The sequence below is a fragment of the Variovorax sp. GW821-FHT09B05 genome (assembly GCF_059418265.1).
In genome coordinates, this window is sequence record NZ_JBWKPN010000013.1 from 133,631 (window position 1) to 138,383 (window position 4,753).

The 4,753-nt window shown below is 63.2% G+C and carries 1 protein-coding gene; it reads left to right on the plus strand.

Going from position 1 to position 4,753, the window contains the following annotated elements:
- Nucleotides 1-4,753 (plus strand): hypothetical protein (locus AC07RM_RS29350; RefSeq protein ID WP_495336812.1); only part of this gene is annotated, 4,753 nt, incomplete at both ends.

Here is a 4,753-nt window from a genome sequence, read left to right on the forward strand (position 1 = left end):
GAGCTTGTCGTCGGGTCTGAGCACGACAAACAGCAGTGTGTCGAGCCTGTCGACTTCGACGTCGACCGGGCTGAGCACGGCGACCAGTTCCATCGGTAGCCTGTCGACCTCGACGTCGACGGGCCTGAGCACCGCGACCAGCAGCATCGGGAGCTTGTCGTCGGGTCTGAGCACGACAAACAGCAGTGTGTCGAGCCTGTCGACTTCGACGTCGACCGGGCTGAGCACAGCGACCAGTTCCATCGGTAGCCTGTCGACTTCGACCTCGACGGGCTTGAGTACGGCCACGAGCAGCATCCGCAGCTTGTCGTCGTCCACCTCGACAGGTCTGAGTACCGCCACCAGTTCGATCGGTAGCCTCTCGACGTCGACTTCCACGGGGCTGAGCACGGCCACCAGCAGCATCGGCAGCCTGTCGTCGGGGCTGAGCACGACGAACAGCAGCGTGTCGAGTTTGTCGACGTCGACCTCCACAGGGTTGAGCACGGCGACGAGCTCTATCGGCAGCCTGTCGACGTCCACCTCGACGGGGCTGAGCACCGCCACCAGCTCGATCGGCAGCCTCTCGACCTCGACTTCCACGGGATTGAGCACGGCCACCAGCAGCATCGGCAGCTTGTCGTCGGGTTTGAGTACGACGAACAGCAGCGTGTCGAGCCTGTCCACGTCGACGTCGACGGGATTGAGCACGGCGACCAGCTCCATCGGCAGCCTCTCGACTTCGACGTCGACTGGCTTGAGCACCGCCACGAGCAGCATCGGTAGTCTGTCGACTTCGACCTCCACTGGCTTGAGCACGGCAAACAGCCGCATCGATGGCCTGTCGACCGGACTGAGCACCACGACCAGCAGCATCGGCAGCCTGTCGTCGGGCTTGAGCACGACCAACAGCAGCGTGTCGAGCTTGTCGACTTCCAGTTCCACGGGGCTGAGCACGGCCACGAGCTCGATCGGCAGCCTCTCGACTTCGACCTCCACGGGGCTGAGCACCGCCACGAGTTCGATCGGCAGCTTGTCGACTTCGACTTCCACGGGTCTGAGCACCGCGACGAGTTCTATCGGCAGCCTGTCGACCTCCACGTCCACGGGCTTGAGCACGGCCACGAGCAGCATCGGTAGCTTGTCCACGTCGACCTCGACAGGTCTGAGCACTGCGACCAGCTCGATCGGTAGCCTCTCGACTTCGACTTCCACGGGGCTGAGTACCGCGACGAGCTCCATCGGCAGCTTGTCGACCTCCACGTCCACTGGCTTGAGCACGGCGACGAGCAGTATCGGTAGCTTGTCCACGTCGACCTCGACAGGCCTGAGCACTGCGACCAGCTCGATCGGCAGTCTGTCGACCTCGACGTCCACGGGTCTCAGCACCGCAACGAGTTCCATCGGCAGCTTGTCGACCTCCACCTCGACGGGGCTGAGCACCGCAACCAGCTCGATTGGCAGCTTGTCTTCGGGTCTGAGCACGACGAACAGCAGCGTGTCGAGCCTGTCGACGTCGACCTCCACGGGTCTGAGCACGGCTACGAGCAGCATCGGCAGCCTGTCCACGTCGACTTCCACGGGTTTGAGCACTGCGACCAGTTCGATCGGCAGTCTGTCGACCTCGACGTCCACTGGCCTGAGCACTGCAACGAGTTCTATCGGCAGCCTGTCCACATCTACGTCGACCGGCTTGAGCACGGCGACCAGCAGCATCGGCAGCCTCTCGACTTCGACGTCGACTGGCCTGAGCACTGCAACGAGTTCGATCGGCAGCTTGTCGACCTCGACCTCCACAGGTCTGAGCACGGCGAACAGCCGTATCGATGGCCTGTCGACCGGACTGAGTACCACAACCAGCAGCATCGGCAGTCTGTCGTCAGGCCTGAGCACGACGAACAGCAGCGTGTCGAGCTTGTCGACTTCCAGCTCCACCGGCTTGAGCACGGCAACGAGCTCCATCGGTAGCCTCTCGACGTCGACGTCCACGGGCTTGAGCACGGCGACCAGCAGCATCGGCAGCCTGTCGACCTCCACCTCGACGGGTCTGAGCACGGCTACGAGCAGCATCGGCAGCCTCTCGACCTCGACATCGACCGGTTTGAGCACGGCCACGAGCTCCATCGGCAGCTTGTCGACTTCGACCTCTACGGGTCTGAGCACCGCGACCAGCAGCATCGGCAGCCTCTCGACGTCGGCCTCGACAGGTCTGAGCACCGCAACGAGCTCCATCGGTAGCTTGTCGACCTCGACATCCACTGGCCTCAGCACTGCAACGAGCTCCATTGGCAGCCTGTCCACGTCGACCTCGACGGGTCTGAGCACCGCGACGAGCAGCATCGACAGCCTGTCGACCTCGACGTCGACTGGCCTGAGCACGGCAACGAGCTCGATCGGCAGCCTGTCTACCTCGACATCGACCGGCTTGAGCACTGCGACGAGTTCCATCGGCAGTCTCTCGACTTCGACGTCGAGTGGGCTCAGCACGGCAACAAGCTCCATCGACAGCCTTTCGACCTCGACGTCGACCGGTCTGAGCACGGCGACGAGTTCCATCGGTAGCCTGTCCACCTCGACCTCCACGGGGCTGAGTACCGCGACGAGCAGCATCGACAGCCTGTCGACCTCGACGTCGACCGGTTTGAGCACAGCCACTAGCTCCATCGGTAGCTTGTCGACTTCGACCTCCACGGGTCTGAGCACCGCGACCAGCAGCATCGGCAGCCTCTCGACTTCTACGTCGACCGGCTTGAGCACTGCGACGAGTTCCATCGGCAGTCTCTCCACCTCGACGTCTACTGGCTTGAGCACGGCCACGAGTTCGATCGGTAGCTTGTCCACCTCGACCTCCACGGGCCTGAGCACCGCGACCAGCAGCATCGACAGCCTTTCGACCTCGACGTCGACGGGCCTCAGCACGGCAACGAGTTCGATCGGCAGCTTGTCGACCTCGACCTCGACGGGCTTAAGCACGGCCACGAGTTCCATCGGTAGCCTGTCCACCTCGACATCTACGGGCCTGAGTACCGCGACCAGCAGTATCGGCAGCCTGTCGACCTCGACGTCGACTGGCCTGAGCACGGCGACGAGCTCCATCGGCAGCTTGTCGACCTCTACGTCGACGGGGCTGAGTACCGCGACGAGCAGCATCGATAGCTTGTCGACATCGACTTCGACTGGCCTCAGCACGGCAACGAGCTCGATCAGTAGCCTGTCCACGTCGACGTCGACCGGTCTGAGCACTGCGACAAGCTCCATCGGTAGCCTGTCGACCTCCACCTCCACGGGCCTGAGCACCGCGACCAGCAGTATTGACAGTCTGTCGACCTCGACGTCGACCGGCCTCAGCACGGCAACGAGCTCCATCGGCAGCCTCTCGACGTCGACATCGACCGGGCTGAGCACCGCGACGAGCAGCATCGATAGCCTCTCGACTTCGACGTCGACTGGCCTCAGCACGGTAACGAGTTCCATCGGCAGCCTGTCCACGTCGACCTCCACGGGTCTGAGCACTGCGACGAGCAGCATCGATAGCTTGTCGACCTCGACGTCGACTGGCCTCAGCACGGCAACCAGCTCGATCGGTAGCCTGTCCACGTCGACCTCGACTGGTCTGAGCACGGCAACAAGCTCCATCGGCAGCCTGTCGACTTCCACGTCGACGGGTCTGAGCACGGCAACGAGTTCCATCGACAGCCTTTCGACCTCGACGTCGACCGGTTTGAGCACGGCCACGAGCTCCATCGGCAGCTTGTCGACTTCGACCTCCACGGGCTTGAGCACCGCGACCAGCAGCATCGGCAGCCTGTCGACTTCGACATCGACTGGCTTGAGCACGGCCACGAGTTCCATCGGTAGTTTGTCCACCTCGACCTCCACGGGCCTGAGCACCGCGACCAGCAGCATCGACAGCCTTTCGACCTCGACGTCGACCGGGCTGAGCACCGCGACGAGTTCGATTGGCAGCCTGTCTACGTCGACTTCGACCGGCTTGAGCACGGCGACCAGCAGCATCGACAGTCTCTCGACTTCGACATCGACTGGTCTGAGCACGGCGACGAGTTCGATCGGTAGCTTGTCGACATCGACCTCGACCGGCCTGAGCACGGCCACCAGCTCGATCGATAGCCTTTCGACATCCACTTCGACGGGCCTGAGCACGGCTACGAGCAGCATCGGCAGCTTGTCGACCTCGACCTCCACGGGTTTGAGCACTGCCACCAGCAGCATTGGCAGCCTTTCGACCTCGACGTCCACTGGCTTGAGCACAGCAACGAGCTCTATTGACAGTCTGTCGACTTCCACCTCGACCGGGTTGAGCACGGCGACAAGCTCGATCGGCAGCTTGTCGACGTCGACCTCGACGGGCCTGAGCACGGCAACGAGCTCGATCGGTAGCCTGTCCACGTCGACCTCGACCGGTCTCAGCACCGCCACGAGCAGCATTGACAGCCTCTCGACTTCGACGTCGACTGGGCTCAGCACCGCGACGAGTTCGATCGGTAGCCTGTCGACGTCTACGTCGACCGGTCTGAGCACGGCGACCAGCAGCATCGGTAGCCTGTCGACCTCGACCTCCACTGGCTTGAGCACCGCGACGAGTTCGATCGGCAGCCTCTCGACCTCCACGTCGACCGGTCTGAGCACGGCAACGAGCTCTATCGACAGCCTGTCGACTTCGACCTCCACGGGTTTGAGCACCGCGACGAGTTCGATCGGTAGCCTGTCGACGTCTACGTCGACCGGTCTGAGCACGGCGACCAGCAGCATCGGG